Genomic DNA, 16357 nt, shown 5'->3' with positions numbered 1-16357 from the left:
CTGCGGAACTTGAGTCGGGTACTGGCCGTTGATCACCTGCATTTCCTCTCCCCTCTGGCGTGCCGACTGGAGGTGATGACGGGCGGAAAAAGGGCTTCGCATGTCTGAGCCCGCAGGGCGAGTTTGCGAAGACCCCGCCCGGCATTGCCGGAAGGAGGGAACCCCCGAAGGGGGCGCGACAGCGGGGTACGTTTCTTTGCCTTCTTTCTTGTCGTACAACAAGAAAGAAGGTCGCCCGCCGGGGGCGAGTCCCCGGTCAATGTGACGTAAGAGAACGGAAAGCCTGTAAGCAAGGGCTCAAGCCTTACATGTCGAATCGAAAGCGCTTTCCACACTTAACACGAACATCGCCAATTCATTCGACCCCACGGGAGAGACGGCGACCTCTGGTCGGTCACCGGCATTTCCCTCTGGCATAAGGGACGGGCTTGCCCGGTGCGGCCGGGAGTCCGCTGATCAGCCTTGCGGGGGGCTGGCGATCAGGCGGACCCGGTCGGCGGTGCTGAGGAAGTCGGCCAGGTTTTCCTGGTCGAAGGGTTCGAGGCACAGGTTGGCTGCCTTAGCCGTGATGGTTAGACCGCCCTTGATGTCCCTGGCGATCCAGCCCAGCTGGATCAGGTGGCTGACCTTGCGGCGCACGGTTTCCCGCGGGATGCCGGTGGATGAGCTGATGGAGAAGGCGTTGCAGGGCCGCAGGGGCAGCTTGCCGAAATCGTCCTCGCTGCAGCGGATGGCGGCCAAGGATTGATCGTCCAGCCCGAGGCCGCCCACGTTATAGAGTCCCACCTCGCCGAGTACGATGGGCAGCAGCAGATCGCCTTCGAAGGCCTCGTACAGCCGGACCATGTAGCGCAGGTTGTAGCGGGACAGCAGCAGCGCCGCCATACGCTGCTGGCGTCGTGCCTGGACCCCAGGGTCTTCGTCGGCCATCGGGGCCAAATCGTGGGGCTGCGGGGTGTTCATCTGTATCTCCGTGGCATGATCGGAACAGCCCAAAGTAACAACTTTTAACTGTTCATGAGCCCCTTGAGGATACACACCTCCGCCCGGTTTGACGCCTGGATGACTACCCGCTTTGAGCAGTCGCTCAAAGCTGGCAGGCGAGCCCCTTCAGATATTCCCCTTCGGGCACGGCCAGACCAATAGGATGATCCGGCGCAGCGGAGAGGCGATGGATGATGCGGGCCTCCACGCCCACATCTGCCGCGGCGCTGGCGACGATCTTCTGGAACATCTCCTGGCCGATGCCGCCGGAGCAGGAGTAGGTCATCAGGATACCCCCCGGGTTGAGCAGCCGGAAGCCCAGGAGATTGATGTCCTTGTAGGCGCGGGCGGCCCGTTCGGCGTGGGCAGCCGAGGGCGCGAACTTGGGCGGATCGAGGATGATCAGGTCGAACTTGCGCCCCTCGGCCTTGAAGCCGCGCAGGGCCTGGAAGACGTCGTCCTCACGCCACTCGGCGCGGCTTGCATCGAGCTGGGGGTTGTGGGCCACGTTGCGCGCCGCGGTGACCAGGGCCGGGCCGGACGAGTCGATGGAGATCACGCTCTTCGCGCCACCGGCCAGGGCCTGCAGGGAGAAACCCCCGGTGTAGCAGAAGCAGTTGAGCACATCGCGACCGGCGGCCAGCTGGCCGGTGAGCAGGCGGTTGTCGCGCTGATCCAGGTAGAAGCCGGTCTTGTGGCCGCTGACCACGTCCACCTCCATGCGCACCCCGTTCTCGACGATGGTCAGCAGTTCCGGCAGTTCGCCGTGGGCCAGGCCGGTGACCGGGCCGAGCCCTTCGAGCTTGCGCACATCCGAATCGGAACGCTCATACACCGTGCTGCAGCCGGTGGCCTGGACCAGCCCGGCAACAATGGCATCGCGCCACTTGTCGGCCCCGGCGCTGGTCAGCTGGACGACCACCACCGGACCAAAGCGGTCGGCGATGACGCCGGGCAGACCATCGGACTCCCCGTGGATCAGGCGCACGCCATCCTGCCCGACCAGCCAGGGATGCGCAGCACGACGCGCCACCGACGCCGCCACCGCACGCTTGATGAAGGCATGGTCGATGGACTGCTCGGGGTCGAAGGTCCACACCCGCGCCCGGATCTGCGACTCCGGCGACCACGCCGCCCGCGCCAGCGGTTTGCCGCGGGAATCCATCACCAGCACCGTATCCCCCGGCCGCGCCCGGCCCTCCAGCCGGTCCACCGAACCGGCGAAGATCCAGGGATGCCGCCGCACCACGGTACGGTCACTGCCAGGTTTGAGAATCAGATCAGCCATGGGGAAAAAACCTTCAGATAAAAAGTGCGCCCCTGCCAGCAAGGACGCTATCGCTCAAACATGTTGTTCTTGAAAGACAGCCCATGCCTTGATGGGTCGAGAGCGCGTAGCGAGCGGCCCGAGGTCGTGGGGAGAAGCGCAGCCGTACTGGAGTACGGCGAGCATCGCAGCCACGAGATCGGGCCGCGCAGTAGCGCTATCGGCCCATCAGCCGAGTTGGCGGCGAAGGATGTGGGAAACCATATCGCCGATGCGCGTCACGTAGAGCGTGCCCATCTCGGGATAGAAGCGCTCCGGGTCTTCGCTGCCCATGGCCAGCAGGCCGAAGGCCTGCTCGTCACGGCGCAGGGGCACCAGGGCTACCGAGCGGATCTGGCGGCCGGCCGGGCCGAACCAGTTGGTGATTTCCTTGATGGCCGGCGCACCGCAGTAGGGCTGGACCAGATCGCCGGTGAAGAAGCGCACCTCCTCGCCCACCGGCAGGAACTCGGGGCCGCTGCGCGACAGCACGCTGTTCCACACCCGGAAGGCCACATGGGGCACGGCGAAGTCTTCCTTGAGGTGCACATATACCGCCGTGCGGATCGACTCGAAATCCTCGGCTTCGAGCAGGGACAGGCTGAGGCGATGCACCTTCTCGCCAATGGCGTCGTTCTCCTCGCCGAAGGACAGCAGTTCGGCGAACTTGTCCTCGAGCTGGGCGATGCGGTCGCGCAGGGCGATGAGCTGGCGCTCGGTGAGGGAGATTGCCTGTCCGTTGTTCGGATGGGTCACCGTCAGGTCGGTCAGCAGGGTCGAGTTCCGGTCGAAGAAGTCGGGGTTTTCCTGCAGGAACTGGATGACGTCGGAAGGATTCATGGCGTGGGGCCGGAGCAGATGAGGCGGGAGGAGATCAGGGAAGGGTCAGGGTGCCGCTGAACACGGTGACCGCGGGGCCGGTCATCATCACCGGGGTGCCGACGCCGTTCCAGGCAATGGTGAGCTCGCCGCCGCGGGTTTCGACGGTGACCGGCGACACCACCAGCTCGCGCAGGATGCCCGCCACCACGGCAGCACAGGCGCCAGTGCCGCAGGCCAGGGTTTCACCGGCGCCGCGCTCGAAGACGCGCAGCCGCACGCGGTGCGCATCGACGATCTGCAGGAAGCCGGCATTGACCCGGGCCGGGAAGCGCGGGTGGTGCTCGATGAGCGGGCCCTGTTCGGCGACCGGGGCGGTATCCACATCGGCCACCACCTGCACGGCGTGGGGGTTGCCCATGCTCACGGCGGTGATCGCCACGGCCGTGCCGGCCACGTCGAGGGGCTGCACCCAGGCGTCGGACTCGCTGACGAAGGGCACGTCGGCGGGGTTCAGCACCGGCACGCCCATGTCCACGGTCACGTTGCCGTCGGCCTCGAGGCGCGGGGTGATGATGCCCTTCTTCGTCTCGACGCGGATCTCGCGCTTGTCGGTAAGGCCCTGGTCGAAGACGAAACGGGCGAAGCAGCGGGCGCCGTTGCCGCACTGCTCCACCTCGCCGCCATCGGCATTGAAGATGCGGTAGCGGAAATCCACGCCCGGTGCCTGGGCGGGCTCCACCACCAGCAGCTGGTCACAGCCCACCCCGAAATTGCGGTCGGCCAGGTAGCGCACCTGGGCTTCGGTGAGCTGGATGTCCTGACGCACGGCGTCGATCATCACGAAATCGTTGCCGAGGCCGTGCATCTTGGTAAACGCGAGTTTTTTGCTCATACGACGAGATCCATGTAATCGCGCCACACGCAGCGGTCCATCACCACGGTGATGCCGGCGGCCTGGGCGCGCGCGGCGGCGGCTTCGTTGATCACCCCGTCCTGCAGCCACAGGCGCTTGACGCCCAGGGCGATGCATTCATCGACGACCGGGTCGATCTGGTCACCGGCACGAAATACATCCACCATATCCACCGCAAAGGGGATGGCGGAGAGATTTGCCCAGGCTTTTTCACCGAGAATTTCGGCAACAGCCGGGCGAACCGGTACGATGCGGTAACCGAAGCCCTGCATCGCGCGGGAAACCCGATAACTCGGGCGGTCCGGGCGCGGCGACAGGCCGACGACGGCAATGGTCTTGACCTCCTGCAGCAAGCTGCGGATCTGGTCGGGAGAGGGATTGGCAAACATGGCGGGATTCTACCGGATTGGCGGTGCCCGCAAACCTTGGAGGCGGCCGCGGGCCGCCGGGCCGCAGGGCCCGTTCTGGAGAGTGTGATGGATCGGAATGCACGGCCGGGTGTCGTGAGAAGAGTTATTGGCGGGCTGTGGCGGGCGATTGACCGCTTCCGGCAGATCAGTCTCAACCTGCTGTTTATCGCGGTGGTGGTCTTCCTGGTGGCCGGCTGGCTGGCTGCACGGCCAACACCGCTGCCAACGGACGTGGCGCTGCTGATCGCGCCAAACGGGCAACTGGTCGAACAGCGCACCGTGCGCAGCGCCATGAGCGTGCTGCAGGGGGGCGACGGGATCCGCCAGATCCTGCTGCGCGACGTGGTGGACGCCATCCGTGCCGCCACCACCGACCCGCGCATCAAGGCGCTGGTGATCGAGACCGACGGTCTGGCCGGCACCGGCCTGCCCAAGCTGCAGGAGATCGCCACGGCGGTGGCCGAGTTCCGCAAGTCGGGCAAGAAGGTCTATGCCCACGGCAAGAACTTCAATCAGGTCCAGTACCACCTGGCCGCCCAGGGCGATGAAGTCTTCGTCAGCCCTGACGGCTACGTGTTCCTGTCGGGCTTCGGGCGCTTTCCCACCTATTTCAAGGGCCTCTTTGACCAAGCCGGGGTGAAGATGCAGATCTTCCGCGTGGGCACCTACAAGTCCTTCGTGGAGCCCTACACCCGCAGCGACATGTCACCGGAAGACCGGGAAGCCACCCGGGACTACCTGGAGGCCGCCTGGCAGGCCTATCAGGCCGACATCGTGGCCGCCCGCCCCAAGGCCGCCGCCCACCTCGCCCGCTACGTGGGTGACACGCCGGCCCTGCTGGCCGAATCCGGCGGCGACGCCGCGCGCATGGCCCTGGGGGCCGGGCTGGTGGATGGCCTGAAGACTGCCGACGAGTGGCGCGACCACCTCAAGGCCCAGCTTGGTGCCGGCGACGAGGGCAAGGGCTACAAGCACATAGATATGAGCACCTACATCTCGCGGATGCGCGAGGAGACCAGCGCCCCGGAAGACAAGATCGGCGTGGTGGTGGCCCAGGGCGCCATCGTAGACGGCGAGCAGCCCTCCGGTGTGGTGGGCGGCGACACCGTGGCCGGGCTGATCCGTCAGGCCCGGGAGGACAAAGCCATCAAAGCCGTCGTGCTGCGTGTGGACAGCCCGGGGGGCAGCGCCACTGCCTCCGAGGTGATCCGGCGCGAGCTGGAGCTGACTCGCCAGGCAGGCAAGCCGGTGATCGTCTCCATGGGTTCGGTGGCGGCCTCGGGCGGCTACTGGATCAGCATGGCCGCCGACGAGGTGTGGGCCGGACGCAGCACCATCACCGGCTCCATCGGCATCTTTGCGATGATGCCCGACCTGTCGGGCCCCATGAACAAGCTCGGTCTGACGGTGGACGGCGTGGGCACCACGCCCCTGTCGAGCGGCCTCGATCCGCGCCGGCCCCTCGACCCGCAGGTGGCCAGCGTGCTCCAGCAGAGCATCGAGTTCGGCTACAAGCGCTTTATCGAGCTGGTGGGCAAGAGCCGCAAGATGGAGGTGGCGGCAGTAGACCAGGTGGCCCAGGGCCGCGTCTGGCTGGGCAGTCAGGCGAAGGAAAAGGGCCTGGTGGACAAGATCGGCGGGCTCGACGAAGCCATCAAGGCCGCCGCCAGCCGCGCTCACCTCAAGGACTACGGGGTCAGCTACGTGGAGAAACCCCTTTCCCCGCGGGACCAGCTGCTCTCCAAGCTGCTCGACAACGGCGAGGAATCCGAGGGCGCCCGGGCGCGGGTGTCACTGGTGGACAGCACGCTGGCGAAGATCCGCAGCGAACTGGAAGGCCTGGCCCTGTGGAACGACCCGGGGCACATGTATCTGCACTGCCTGTGCGAGGCGCCCTGAGCGCTTGTGAAGAAGCCCTCAGTTTGACGGTCGGTACGGGCTCTCCTGTAGGGGCGACTTCAGTCGCCCGCGGACTTCGATCGAGGAAATACCGGTGATCGCCGCGCGGATGGGCGACTGAGGTCGCCCCTACAAGTCTTTCCAACGCAGCCGGTATAACCTACCAGCGCTTGATCACCCACTTGGGCACGCGAAGGCCGCTGTCCTGGGCGTCGCGACGGGTGAAGTCGCCGTTGCCGACATCGTCGTAGAGGTAGTAGGGCACGCCGCCGGGCGGGGTGACCTTGACCATGTAGAGCTGCCCATTGACCCGGTATTCCTCCACCGTGTCCTCGCCCTTCTTGGTGATCGTGACCTGGGGCTCGGTGGCCTGGTCGAGCTCCATGCCCGGCGGCGGGGGCGGCGGTTCGGGCAGGGGTTCGAGCTTGGGGGGCTGCTGGGCCCAGGCCGGGGCGGCGAGGGCGAGCAAAAGGGCTGCAATGTAGGGTGCGCGGGGCATTTTGATGTTCTCCTGGCTATGCCGAGATTGTAACCCTTCGCCGTCCGGCTACAGGTTGAGCATGAGCTCGTGCTCCTCGGGCAGGGGCAGGAAGCCGCGGCTCTGGTAGTGATCGAAGATCGCGTCGACCACCTTTTCCGGTTCGTCGATCACCTGCACCAGGTCCAGGTCGTCCGGGTTGATCATCCCCTCCTCCACCAGCCTGTCCTTGAACCAGTCGATCAGCCCGCGCCAGAAAGGTTCATGCACCAGGATCACCGGGATCTTGCGGCTCTTGCCGGTCTGGATCAGGGTCATCGCCTCCAGCAGTTCGTCCAGAGTGCCGAAACCGCCGGGCATCACCACGTAGGCCGTGGCGAACTTGACGAACATGAACTTGCGCGCGAAGAAGTGCTGGAAGGTCTGGGAGATGTCCTGGTAGGGGTTGGCCTGCTGCTCCATGGGCAGCTGGATGTTGAGCCCCACGCTGGGCGACTTGCCGAAATAGGCCCCCTTGTTGGCCGCCTCCATGATGCCCGGGCCGCCGCCGGAGATCACCGCAAAGCCTGCATCGGAGAGCAGGCGGGCGATGCGCTCGGTCTTGGCGTAGTAGGGATGGTCGATGCGGGTGCGGGCGCTGCCGAAGATGGACACCGCCGGGCGGATGGGCTTGAGCCGCTCAGTCGCCTCGACGAACTCTGCCATAATCCCGAAAATCCGCCACGACTCCCTGGCCGTGAAATTCTGGGCCGCCGTGCTCGGCGCCATCCGGGGAAGTTTGTCTTTTGCAGTCATTGTTTTTCTGATTGAGGAGTGCGGGAGGCCCGGCGTGCCCGGCCCTCCCCGATTGCCCATGCCGACCCTGCTGCTCGTCGACGGTTCCAGTTACCTGTACCGCGCCTTCCATGCCCTGCCCGATCTGCGCAACTCGGCGGGCGAGCCAACCGGGGCCGTGCGCGGGGTGCTGTCCATGCTACGTCGCCTCGAATCCGACTACAAGGCAGAGTATCGGGCCTGCGTCTTCGATGCCAAGGGCAAGACCTTCCGGGACGACTGGTTTCCCGACTACAAGGCCCAGCGCCCGCCCATGCCCGACGACCTGCGCGCCCAGATCGAACCCCTGCACGAGGCCGTGAAGGCCGAGGGCTGGCCGCTGCTGATGGAAGAGGGCGTGGAGGCCGACGACGTCATCGGCACCCTCACCCGCCAGGCCGTGGAGGCCGGCTGGGAGGTGGTGATTTCCACCGGCGACAAGGATCTGACCCAGCTCGTGCAGCCCGGCGTGCGCTGGGTGAACACCATGAGCGAGGAAGTGCTGGACGAGGCCGGCGTCACCGCCAAGTTCGGCGTGCCGCCGAATCTCATCGTCGACTACCTCACCCTCATCGGCGACACCGTGGACAACGTGCCCGGCGTGGAGAAGTGCGGCCCCAAGACCGCCGTCAAATGGCTCACCGAATACGGCAACCTGGACAAGCTGGTGGCCAGCGCCGACAAGGTGGGCGGCAAGGTGGGCGAGAACCTGCGCAAGCACCTGGACTTCCTGCCCCTGGGCCGCCGGCTGGTCACCGTGGTCACCGACCTGCCCCTGCCGGTGAAACCCGCCGACCTGCTCGCCCGGGAAGACGACAAGGAAGCCCTGGCCGCCCTCTACCGGCGCATGGAGTTCAAGGGCTGGCTGAAGGAGCTGGAAGAAGGCGTTCATCGCCCCGCCCCGGCGATGGCGGCGGCAGGCGAGGCCCCGGCCATCGAGGCCCAGGGCGAGCCCGGCGCCCACCGCAACGGCTACGAGACCCTGCTCGACTGGGCCGCCTTCGACGCCTGGCTGACGAAGATCTCCGCCGCCGAACTCACCGCCTTCGACACCGAAACCACCGGCCTCGACCCCATGGTGGCCACCCTGGTGGGCATGTCCTTCGCCACCGTCGAGGGCGAAGCGGCCTACCTGCCGCTGGCACACCACTACGCCGACGCCCCAGCCCAGCTACCCCTGGCCGAAGTGCTCGACAAGCTGCGCCCCTGGCTCGAATCCGACGCCCACCACAAGCTCGGCCAGAACCTCAAGTACGACGCCCACATCCTGGCCAACCACGGCATCGCCCTGGCCGGCATCTTTGACGACACCCTGCTCGAGTCCTACATCCTGGAGAGCGACAAGTCCCACGACATGGACTCCCTGGCCAGTCGCCACCTGGGCATCAAGACCCTCACCTACGCCGAGGTCTGCGGCAAGGGCGCCAAGCAGATCGGCTTTGGCGAGGTGGACCTGGCCCGGGCCACCGAGTACGCCGCCGAGGATGCCGACATCACCCTGCGCCTGCACCGCAACCTGTCGGCCCAGCTGGCCCCCGAGCCGGCCCTGCTCGCCCTCTACCGGGATGTGGAGCTGCCCACCGCCCGGGTGCTCTTCGAGATGGAGCGCAACGGCGTGCTCATCGACGACTTCCTGCTCGCCCAGCACTCCGAAGAGCTGGGTCGCCGCCTGCACGAACTGGAACTGCAGGCCCATGAACTGGCCGGCCAGCCCTTCAACCTGGGCTCCCCCAAGCAGCTCGGCGAGATCCTGTTCACCAAGCTGGGCCTGCCGGTGGTCAAGAAGACCGCCACCGGGCAGCCGTCCACCGACGAAGACGTGCTCTCCCAGCTGGCCGACGACTACCCCCTGCCCAAGCTGCTGCTGGAGCACCGCAGCCTGGCCAAGCTCAAGAACACCTACACCGACAAGCTGCCGCTGATGGTCAACCGCAAGACCGGCCGCGTGCACACCAGCTTCAGCCAGGCGGTGGCCGTTACCGGGCGCCTGGCCAGCACCGAACCCAACCTGCAGAACATCCCCATCCGCACGCCCGAAGGCCGCCGCATCCGCGCCGCCTTCATTGCCCCGGCCGGCCACAAGATCGTGTCGGCCGACTACTCGCAGATCGAGCTGCGCATCATGGCCCACCTGTCCGCCGACAAGGGCCTGCTGAAGGCCTTCGCGGAAGGTGAAGACGTGCACCGGGCCACCGCCGGCGAGATCTTCGGCGTCACCCCGCTGGAGGTGAGCAGCGAGCAACGCCGCTACGCCAAGGTGATCAACTTCGGCCTGATCTACGGCATGAGCGCCCACGGCCTGGCCAAGAACCTGGGCATCGACCGGGTGGCCGCCGCCAACTACATCGAGCGCTACTTCGCCCGTTACCCCGGCGTGGCCGCCTACATGGAGCGCACCCGCCTGGAAGCCAAGACCAAGGGCTACGTGGAGACGGTGTTCGGGCGTCGCCTGCACCTGCCGGACATCCGCGCCCAGCAGGTGGGCCGCCGCCAGGGCGCCGAGCGGGCCGCCATCAATGCGCCCATGCAGGGCACCGCCGCCGACCTGATCAAGAAGGCCATGATCGCCACCTCGGCCTGGCTCAAGGCCAGCGGCGTCAAGTCAAAGCTGATCCTGCAGGTGCACGATGAGCTGGTGCTGGAAGTACCGGACGACGAAGTGGCCCTGATCCGCGAGCAGCTGCCGCGGCTGATGGCCGGCGTGGCGCAACTTTCCGTGCCGCTGGTTGCCGAAGTGGGCATCGGCGCCAACTGGGACGAAGCCCATTGAGCCCCAAACCGGACCAGAATCCCCCGCACCCATGCACCACCGCTTTACCGTTTTCCTGCTGAGCTTCGCCCTTGCCGCCTGCAGCAGCCTGTCGCCCAAACCCAAGGACGACAGCTACAAGCTCGAGAACTTCGCCCCCGACTCGCCCTATGAGCAGTCCTTTGAGATCAGCCCGGCGGCGGCCTGCGAAGCGGGCCGGCGCGCCCTGCTCAGCCAGGGCTACCTGATCGACGAGAGCAAGGTGGACTCGGTACGCGCCCGCAAGTATTTTCAGCCCGACCGCAGCACCCAGGTCCAGCTCACCTTCAGCCTGTTCTGCCTGGCCGAGGATCAGGGTGAGACCAAGGGTGCCGCCGTTTACGCCAACGTGCGCCAGGTGCGCGAAGAGCTCAAGGCCGGCTCCGCCAGCACCGGTCTCAGCGTCACCGGCATCGGCTCCCTGTCCCTGCCCTTCGGCGGCAACAACGAATCCCTGGTCAAGGTCGGCGAGGAAACCGTCACCGACGCCGAGTTTTACGGGCGCTTCTTCGCCCTCATGCAATCCTTCATCCGATGAAAAAACCCAGCATTCCCACCCCCCATGCAGGCAGCCCCCTCCCTGCAGAGGCGACACGTAGGGGCGACTTCAGTCGCCCATCCGCGCGCAGTACCGGGCGCCGTTCGTTGATCGACGTCCGCGGGCGACTGAAGTCGCCCCTACAGGGGGTGGCCCTGGCCCTGTTCCTCGCCTCGGCCGCCCACGCTGCCGACACCCCCGACCCCGCCCGCTTCGCCCCCTGCGTGGCCGAGCTCAAATCCGGCGCCCTGGCCCGGGGCGTATCCGGTGCCGGCTATGAGCGCCTCACCGCCAGCCTGCAGCCCGACCTGAAGGTGCTGGACTTCCTCGATTACCAGCCCGAGTTCCGCACCCCCATCTGGGACTACCTCTCCGGTCTGGTGGATGAAGAACGCGTGGCCGACGGCCAGGCCATGCTCAAGCAATGGGGCGACACCCTCAACGCCGTGGCCACCCGCTACAAGGTCGACCCGGCCACCGTGGTCGCCGTGTGGGGTGTGGAGAGCAACTTCGGCCGCAACTTCGGCAGCCGCCCCCTGCTCACGTCCTTGTCCACCCTGTCCTGCTACGGGCGCCGCCAGGCCTACTTCCGCGGCGAGTTCTACGACGCCCTGAAGATCGTGGATGCCGGCGACGTGAAGGCCGAGCAGCTGGTCGGCTCCTGGGCCGGCGCCTTCGGCCACACCCAGTTCATGCCCTCCACCTTCCTGCGCCTGGCCGTGGACTTTGACGGCGACGGCCGCCGCGACCTGGTGGGCAGCGTCCCCGACGCCCTCGCCTCCACCGCCAATTTCCTCAAGAAGGCCGGCTGGCGCGAAGACGAGGTATGGGGCTTTGAGGTGCGCCTGCCCGCCGGCTTCGACGCCAGCGGCGCCGGCCGGCGCAACAAGCAGGCCCTGTCCGCCTGGGCCACCCGGGGCGTCAAGCGCATCGACGGCAGCCCCCTCGCCGGCGACGGCAGTGCCGGCCTGCTCTTGCCCGCCGGCCCCAAGGGCCCGGCCTTCCTGGTGTTCCGCAACTTCGACGCCATCTACGGCTACAACGCCGCCGAAAGCTACGCCCTGGCCATCGCCCACCTGTCCGACCGCCTGCGCGGCGCCGGCCCCTTCACCACCCCCTGGCCCACCGACGACGCCGGCCTGTCCCGGGTCGAACGGCGCGAAGTGCAGACCCTGCTCGCCGCCCGCGGCCACGCCATCGGCGCCATCGACGGCATGCTCGGCGACGCCAGCCGCGCGGCGATCCGGGTCGAGCAGCAGCGCCTGGGGCATAGCGTGGACGGGCGGGCGGGGCAGAAGCTGCTGAAGGCGCTCAAGGAAAACCGTTGATGAGCGCGCCCGCCCACCCCGACGCCTCCCCCCTCGGCAAGGCTGTAGCCTACGCCGAGCACTACGCCCCCGAGTTGCTCTTTCCCATCGCCCGTCAGGGCAAGCGGGACGAGATCGGTATCGCGCCCGGCGCCCTGCCCTTCATCGGCGAAGACCTGTGGACAGCCTTTGAGCTGTCGTGGCTTGGCCCCCGGGGCAAGCCCGAGGTGGCCCTGGCCCACTTCCGGGTGCCGGCGGATTCGCCCAACATCGTTGAATCCAAGTCCTTCAAGCTCTACCTGAACGCCTTCAACCAGACCCGCGTGGCCAGCGTGGCCGAGCTGGAGGCGACCCTGGCGCGGGATCTGTCGGCCGCGGCCGGCGCGCCGGTGACGGTGCAGGTGGAGCCCCTATCGGGCCGGCCCCAGCGGGCCATCGGTTATCCCGAGGGTGTGCTGCTGGACACCCTGGACATCGAGGTCGACCGCTACACCCCCGACCCCGGCCTGCTGCGCGCCGATGCCGGCCAGCCGGAGGTGGAGGAGACCCTGTATTCCCACCTGCTCAAGTCCAACTGCCTGGTCACCGGCCAGCCGGACTGGGGCATGGTGGTGATCCGCTACCGGGGCGCGCCCATCGACCGGGAAGGGCTGTTGCGCTACATCATCTCCTTCCGCCGCCACAACGAATTCCACGAGCAGTGCGTGGAGCGCATCTTCACCGACCTGCTGCGCCAGTGCCGGCCCAGCGAGCTGTGCGTGTGGGCCCGCTACACCCGCCGCGGCGGGCTGGACATCAACCCCTGCCGACGTACTGCAGGTCTATCTGCCCCGGCCCCCATCGCCGAGGTTAGACAATGAGCCGCCATCCCACCGTCTCCGCCGACAGCCTGCTGCGCCAGGACGTGGCCCTCGACAGCCTCAACACCCTGCGCCTGCCCGCCCGGGCCGCCTGGTTCGCCGCGGTAGACGACGTGGACGGCCTGCGCGCCGTGCTCGACGACCCGCGGGTGGCCGGCCTGCCCCGGCTGGTGATCGGCGGTGGCTCCAACCTGGTGCTCACCGGCGATTTTCCCGGGCTGGTGCTGCATGTGGCCTTCCATGGCCGCAGCCGGGTGCAGGAAGACGCCGAGGCCTTCTTCGTCCGCGCCGGTGGTGGCGAGAACTGGCATGACTTCGTGCGCTGGACCCTGGAAATGGGCTGGCCCGGCCTGGAGAACCTGTCCCTGATCCCCGGCACCGTCGGCGCCGCCCCGGTGCAGAACATCGGCGCCTACGGCATCGAGATGGCCGAGCACTTCTACAGCCTGCGCGCCTACGACCTGGAAACCGGCAAGACGGTGGGTTTCGACAAGCGCGACTGCGCCTTCGGCTACCGCGACAGTTTCTTCAAGCAAGCCGGTGCCGGGCGTTACCTGATCGCCGCCGTCACCTTCCGCCTGCCCAAGGCCTGGAAAGCCAACTCCGGCTACGCCGACGTGGCCCGGGAGCTGGAAGCCCAGGGCATCAACCAGCCCAATGCCCTGCAGGTGTCGGATGCGGTCATCGCCATCCGGCGGCGCAAGCTGCCCGACCCGGCCGAGATCGGCAACGCCGGCAGTTTTTTCAAGAACCCGGTGGTGGACACCGCCGAACACGCACGCCTCATCGCCCTGCACCCGGGCCTGCCCAGCTATCCGCAGCCCGACGGCCGGGTCAAGCTGGCCGCCGGCTGGCTGATCGAGCAGGCCGGCTGGAAGGGCCGGCGCCTGGGCCCGGTGGGCTGCTACGAAAAGCAGGCCCTGGTGCTGGTGAACCACGGGGGTGCCACCGGTGCCGACGTGATCGCCACCAGTGCCGCCGTACGCGCCGATGTGCGCGCCCGCTTCGGCGTCGAACTGGAACCCGAGCCGGTGTTTGCCGGCCCCGCCGCCTGATGTCGTCCCTGCCCCCCAGCCCCGAGGACAGCTCCGTGCCCGATACCCCGCGCCCCCCCGCCAGCTTCATGACCAAGCTGCTGCGGCCCAGCCCCTTCCTGTTCATCGGCATCCTTTTCATCGCCCTGGGCCTGACCGCCCTCAGCTATACCGCCGTGCCCGCCCTGGAAAGCCTCTTCGCCGCCTTCTCGGGTGGCGTGGAGCAGGCGGACGGCCTCAACGCGGAGGCCAACTGGAACATGTTCATGGGCATGGCCTTCGGGCTGGTGGCCTTCGTGGGCGGCGTGCTGGTGATGGGCGGCAGCTTCCTGATCCGCACCCACCTGCGGGATTACGACAACCCGTCCTGAAGCGCCACTCAGCGCTTGACGGGTGGGCCCGTGGGGTCGAATTCATCCTAATCATAGGGGCGACTTCAGTCGCCCATCGTGCGTTGATCGCCGGCACGCCCTTGATCGAGGTCCGCGGGCGACTGAAGTCGCCCCTACAGTCCTCCGGCCGCCCTCAGCGCGTCCCATGAACCCCTTCAGCTTCACCCATCGGGTGCTCCGGCCAAGGGAGCCCCCCGTCAGCATTGGGTTTGCGGCTGGTTCAGGGAGGACAACCGAGGAAAGCAGGTGCATTCACAGGCGCTCAGCCTGGAGCAAGGCGCCGGACCAGGGTGAACACCGCCCGGTGGGTGGGCAGCTCAAGACCATCAGCCTCGGCCATGGCAAGCAAGGTGCCGGTGATGGCGTCGATCTCGGTGCGCCGGCCGGCCAGCACATCCTGCAGCATGCTGGCCCGGTTGCCCGCCGTGGCCGTCGCCACGGCCACCACACGGGCGAGCGCCGCGTCTTCATCCAGATCCAGCCCCGCTGCCCGCAGCACCGGCCACGCTTCGCTCACCAGGGCCTCCAGCAGCACCCGGTGGGGGAGCTCCAGCAAGGCTCCGTTGGGCACCCGGAAGAGGGCGGCCAGCGGGTTGATGGCCACATTCACCAGCAGCTTGGCCAGGCGCGCCGCGGCGATCTGCGGCTCCACCCGGGCCCGGAAACCTGCCATGCACAGGGCCTCCGCCACGGCCTCGAAGCCCGCTGGCAGCAAGGTCTCGCCGGCCCCGGCGGGCTGCACCCGGGAGCCCTCCCGGAAGGCCCCTTCGGTGGTGATGCCCTGGCCCACCAGCACGGTGCCGCACTCGGCCCGCAAGGTCGCCTCGATCAGCCCGTTCTGCAAGGACAGCACGCCTCGCGGCTGCAGGGCCAGGGCGGTACGGGCGGCCTCGGCGGTGTCGCCGGTCTTCACCAGCAGGATCACCCAGTCGGCTACGGGCAGCGCATCCGGCGCGAAAACCTCGGGCACGAAGCGCCGCGCCCCCACCTGCACCCCGACGCGCAGCGCCTCTGCCCGCGCGGCATTGCGTGCCACCAGCGCCACCGGGCCCACAGCAGCCAGACCGGCGGCAAAGTGCAGGCCCAGGGCGCCGGCCCCGACGATAGCCAGGGGGTAGCGACCCGGCGTGGCCATCAGCGCGCCACCATCGCCGGTGATACGGTCAGGCGCCGCCCCTCCTGCACCAGGTTGAAGTGCTTCAGCACGTTCATGCCCAGCAGGGCCTGATCGCCCATGCCGGGCATCACCGCGACACTGGCATTGCGCACCTCGAAGGGGCCGAAGCGCAGGGACGGCACGCGACCGACGCAGCCTTCGGTGGTGCCATTGGCGGTGTGGAAGGTCTGCTTGCGGCAACAGCCGGGCTCGTTGCCGGCGCTCAGGTCAAAGCCGATGGCGGCACATTCGCGGATGCCGATGCGCTCCCCCAGCTGGCGGGGAATGGCGGTGACGCTGGCCCCCGTGTCCACCAGGAACTGGATGGGCACGGCGCCCACCGCGCCGCTCACCTCGTAATGGCCGCCCCGCCCCATGCGCAGCTCCAGACTGCCGTCGGCCACCACCTGAAAGCGGGTGTCACCCTTGTTGTTCGACAGCCAGTAGCTGGCGCCCAAGGTGCCCAGGCCGATCAGCGCCGTCCAGAACAGGGCCGGCAGCAGCCAGCCACCGCCGGTGCGCGGGGCAGGGACAGGCTGCCCGTCCACACGCAGGCGTGCCCGCACCTCCTGCAGGCGGCGCTCCTTCTCGTCGTCGGGCAGGGTGAAGCGCCGCGTCTCCTGTTGATCCCTGTCATCCACCAGATGGTCTCCTTGC

16 protein-coding genes are annotated in these 16357 nt (G+C 67.7%); 7 read left to right on the top strand and 9 right to left on the bottom strand.

Annotation, left to right across the window (positions count from 1 at the left end):
• Positions 1-456 precede the first annotated feature (456 nt).
• From ACIQ09_RS11280 to ACIQ09_RS11260, 5 genes are all read right to left on the bottom strand, one after another.
• Entirely contained in the window at positions 457-963 is a 507-nt protein-coding gene (locus ACIQ09_RS11280) for a hypothetical protein (protein WP_398309390.1), read from the bottom strand.
• Between the two features lie 124 nt (positions 964-1087).
• Positions 1088-2272, bottom strand: coding sequence for a class I SAM-dependent rRNA methyltransferase (locus ACIQ09_RS11275; RefSeq protein ID WP_398309387.1), 1185 nt, complete (start codon positions 2270-2272; stop codon positions 1088-1090).
• A 207-nt stretch (positions 2273-2479) separates the two neighbouring features.
• Positions 2480-3130, bottom strand: a complete 651-nt coding sequence (locus ACIQ09_RS11270) for a DUF484 family protein (protein ID WP_398309384.1) — start codon at positions 3128-3130, stop codon at positions 2480-2482.
• Positions 3131-3164: 34 nt separating this feature from the next.
• Complete coding sequence (dapF, locus tag ACIQ09_RS11265) at positions 3165-4004, bottom strand: diaminopimelate epimerase (protein ID WP_398309381.1); 840 nt, start codon at positions 4002-4004, stop codon at positions 3165-3167.
• Entirely contained in the window at positions 4001-4414 is a 414-nt protein-coding gene (locus ACIQ09_RS11260) for a CoA-binding protein (RefSeq protein WP_398309378.1), read from the bottom strand. The genes dapF and ACIQ09_RS11260 overlap by 4 nt, the downstream gene beginning before the upstream one ends.
• Positions 4415-4501: 87 nt before the next feature.
• Here ACIQ09_RS11260 and sppA point away from each other — a divergent pair, with 87 nt between their 5' ends.
• The gene (sppA, locus tag ACIQ09_RS11255) at positions 4502-6334 is read left to right on the top strand and encodes a signal peptide peptidase SppA (RefSeq protein ID WP_398309375.1); all 1833 of its coding nucleotides are present in this window, start codon (positions 4502-4504) and stop codon (positions 6332-6334) included.
• A gap of 160 nt (positions 6335-6494) precedes the next feature.
• Here sppA and ACIQ09_RS11250 read toward each other — a convergent pair whose 3' ends face one another.
• Both ACIQ09_RS11250 and ACIQ09_RS11245 read right to left on the bottom strand, forming a co-directional pair.
• A complete protein-coding gene (locus ACIQ09_RS11250) occupies positions 6495-6833 on the bottom strand; it encodes a DUF2782 domain-containing protein (protein ID WP_398309372.1) in 339 nt (112 codons plus the stop codon).
• Between the two features lie 48 nt (positions 6834-6881).
• Positions 6882-7607 carry a TIGR00730 family Rossman fold protein gene (locus tag ACIQ09_RS11245; protein WP_296407923.1) on the bottom strand — a complete coding sequence of 242 codons (726 nt, stop codon included), beginning with the start codon at positions 7605-7607 and terminating at the stop codon, positions 6882-6884.
• Positions 7608-7665: 58 nt separating this feature from the next.
• Between ACIQ09_RS11245 and polA the strand changes: the two genes are divergently transcribed.
• The 6 genes from polA (at position 7666) to ACIQ09_RS11215 (ending at position 14523) form a co-directional block, all read left to right on the top strand.
• Complete coding sequence (gene polA, locus ACIQ09_RS11240) at positions 7666-10395, top strand: DNA polymerase I (protein ID WP_398309368.1); 2730 nt, start codon at positions 7666-7668, stop codon at positions 10393-10395.
• A gap of 31 nt (positions 10396-10426) precedes the next feature.
• Positions 10427-10951: a DUF2242 domain-containing protein gene (locus ACIQ09_RS11235; RefSeq protein ID WP_296407919.1), complete on the top strand. Its 525-nt coding sequence runs from the start codon at positions 10427-10429 to the stop codon at positions 10949-10951.
• 107 nt (positions 10952-11058) lie between these two features.
• Positions 11059-12279: a lytic murein transglycosylase gene (locus tag ACIQ09_RS11230; RefSeq protein ID WP_398309364.1), complete on the top strand. Its 1221-nt coding sequence runs from the start codon at positions 11059-11061 to the stop codon at positions 12277-12279.
• Positions 12279-13118 carry an NADPH-dependent 7-cyano-7-deazaguanine reductase QueF gene (gene queF, locus ACIQ09_RS11225; protein WP_398309361.1) on the top strand — a complete coding sequence of 280 codons (840 nt, stop codon included), beginning with the start codon at positions 12279-12281 and terminating at the stop codon, positions 13116-13118. Before ACIQ09_RS11230 ends, queF begins: the two co-directional genes overlap by 1 nt.
• Positions 13115-14173 carry a UDP-N-acetylmuramate dehydrogenase gene (gene murB / locus ACIQ09_RS11220; RefSeq protein WP_398309358.1) on the top strand — a complete coding sequence of 353 codons (1059 nt, stop codon included), beginning with the start codon at positions 13115-13117 and terminating at the stop codon, positions 14171-14173. Before queF ends, murB begins: the two co-directional genes overlap by 4 nt.
• Positions 14174-14208: 35 nt before the next feature.
• Positions 14209-14523 carry a hypothetical protein gene (locus ACIQ09_RS11215; protein WP_398309355.1) on the top strand — a complete coding sequence of 105 codons (315 nt, stop codon included), beginning with the start codon at positions 14209-14211 and terminating at the stop codon, positions 14521-14523.
• Between the two features lie 283 nt (positions 14524-14806).
• Here the strand turns inward: ACIQ09_RS11215 and ACIQ09_RS11210 are convergent, their stop codons facing one another.
• Both ACIQ09_RS11210 and ACIQ09_RS11205 read right to left on the bottom strand, forming a co-directional pair.
• Positions 14807-15679 carry a ketopantoate reductase family protein gene (locus ACIQ09_RS11210; RefSeq protein ID WP_398309352.1) on the bottom strand — a complete coding sequence of 291 codons (873 nt, stop codon included), beginning with the start codon at positions 15677-15679 and terminating at the stop codon, positions 14807-14809.
• Positions 15679-16341 (bottom strand): TIGR02281 family clan AA aspartic protease, encoded by a 663-nt coding sequence (locus tag ACIQ09_RS11205; protein ID WP_398309349.1) that lies wholly within the window; start codon positions 16339-16341, stop codon positions 15679-15681. The genes ACIQ09_RS11210 and ACIQ09_RS11205 overlap by 1 nt, the downstream gene beginning before the upstream one ends.
• Positions 16342-16357: the final 16 nt, after the last annotated feature.

Origin of the sequence: Zoogloea sp. (assembly GCF_044344315.1) — a bacterium.
Classification (GTDB): Bacteria; Pseudomonadota; Gammaproteobacteria; order Burkholderiales; family Rhodocyclaceae; genus Zoogloea.
The sequence above is the reverse complement of the archived record's forward strand: the minus strand, read 5'-3'. Positions and strand labels throughout refer to the sequence as shown.